Consider the following 1,893-nt stretch of genomic DNA (forward strand, 5'->3'; position numbering starts at 1 on the left):
GGGTAGAGGGCGTAATTTTGGAAGACCATCGCCAGGTCACGTTCCCGCGGCGGCAGGGTGGTGACGTCTTTCCCGTCAACGAGGATGCGTCCCGCGCTGGGTGGGAGGAGCCCGGCGATCATGCGCAGCAAGGTCGTCTTACCGCAGCCGCTGGGTCCGAGAAGCACGAGGAAGTCGTTGCGTCCGGTGGTCAGCGAGACGTCGGCGACCGCGGTGGTGTCGCCGAAGTTGCGGACGATTCCGTCGAGTTCGATGGAGGCCATCAGACCGCGGCGGCCGTCATGGCCACGATCGCCTGGGCGATCTCGGGCACATCATCGGTGGTGAGCTGCGGCATCCCGGGGACGAGGCGGAACTCGGCGGTGACGTCGCCGCCGGCCACACTGTATTCGACGTAGCCCAGCTGTTCATGCGCTTCCGGGAGGTCGTCCTCACTGGGAGCGAGGAAGGCGGTGGCTGGCGCCCACACCTCGATTGCGTTGTTCCGCTGCACGTTCCGGTAGCGGTGGAGATGGCCACATCCGACCGCGCGCAGATCGATTCGCTCCAGCAGGCTGAGCAACCGGTCGCGGGCGACGGGTCCCACATCGACCTGGCGGACACTGACCCGCTGGTCCCCGATCTTCATCTTCACCTCGGCATGGTCGGCAGGCTCGTCGGTGGCCGCCCATAGCGGCTTGTGCAAGAACAGCAGCACCGGGCGGTCCGCCGGCAGGTCCTCCAAGGTGTTCTCGAGCCAGCGCCACTGATCGGCCTCGCGCTGCAAGCCGGACCCCAGCAACTCGCTGTTGATCCCGAGCAGAATCGCCGCGTCTGTATCGTGACGCCAGTGCCCGGGACCGAACGCGGCCTCGTGCGCGGCCACACGCTCATCGGTCACACTGAGACCGGCCCAGGCGTTCAGACCAGGCATGCCGACATCGTGGTTGCCCGGAATCACCAGCAGCGGGGCGCTGATCAGGTCGAGCAGCGCACGGGAGTGGGCACGATCGGCGGCGTCGTCGGGATGCAAGACCTGGATATCGCCGGAGTGCACGACCAGATCGGGCCGGACCTCATCGTTGAGATGCTGGGCCAGCAACCGGAAAGCGGCAGTGGTGGGACCGCCGGCCGCGGTCAGATGGGTATCGGAAATCTGCACGATCTTCATAGGAATCTCTTTCTCGATGTCAGCGGGTGAGGGCGGTGTGAAGCTGGTCGATCGCCTCGTCCGGCACTCCGTGGCCGGTCAGATAGGCACGGGCGCCGCCGTACTCGGCAGCCAATACGCGCAGCATCGCCTTCATGGATTCCGGACGGGCGCCGCGGAGTACCTCGTCGGTGGGGTCGGCGGCGCCCGATTCCGCCGATACTGCGGCGAAGAACTCAGCGGTGAGATAGTCGGCGGTGAGCGCATAGTCGGCGGCGACGATATCGTCGGGCATTCCGATGGCGGAGAGCACGAGGGCGATCACCACCCCGGTGCGGTCCTTACCCGCGGCGCAATGCACCAGAGCCGGCAGCGCACCCGGCCGAGCCAGATCGGCGATGATGGCCGCCAGTTCGGCGCCGCGCTCACGAATGAGCGCGATGTAGAGGTCACCGAGCGGGTCCGGCGAGGGATCGCTGGCGGCGGACAGCAGCGCCCGCGGGTCCAACGGCCGATGGAGAACATTCGGAACGAACGCGTCGAGCCCGGTGGGAAGCGCCGCGATCTCGGCGTCGTCGCGCAGGTCGATCACGGTCTGCAGGTTGAGTTCAGCGATATCGGTACCGTCGGCGAACTGCGCGGCGTCGGAGCGGAAGATCCGGCCCCAACTGGTATGGGCACCGTCCGGCAACTCGTAGCCACCGATATCACGCAAGTTGTAGGTGTTGCCGACAGATAGCCGGCGGAGTGGAAGTGTGGTCACG

3 protein-coding genes are annotated in these 1,893 nt (G+C 66.7%); all 3 read right to left on the reverse strand.

The features are described 5' to 3' along the window. Positions 1-263 (reverse strand): ATP-binding cassette domain-containing protein (locus Q9R39_RS24560; RefSeq protein WP_311278443.1); only part of this gene is annotated, 263 nt, incomplete at its 3' end. Continuing rightward, positions 263-1,150, reverse strand: coding sequence for a metallophosphoesterase (locus tag Q9R39_RS24565; protein WP_311278444.1), 888 nt, complete (start codon positions 1,148-1,150; stop codon positions 263-265). The genes Q9R39_RS24565 and Q9R39_RS24560, both read right to left, overlap by 1 nt. 19 nt (positions 1,151-1,169) lie before the next feature. Further along, positions 1,170-1,893 (reverse strand): tyrosine-protein phosphatase (locus tag Q9R39_RS24570; RefSeq protein ID WP_311278445.1); only part of this gene is annotated, 724 nt, incomplete at its 5' end.

It is taken from the genome of Gordonia sp. AC31 (assembly GCF_031844505.1).
GTDB lineage: Bacteria > Actinomycetota > Actinomycetes > Mycobacteriales > Mycobacteriaceae > Gordonia > Gordonia hongkongensis.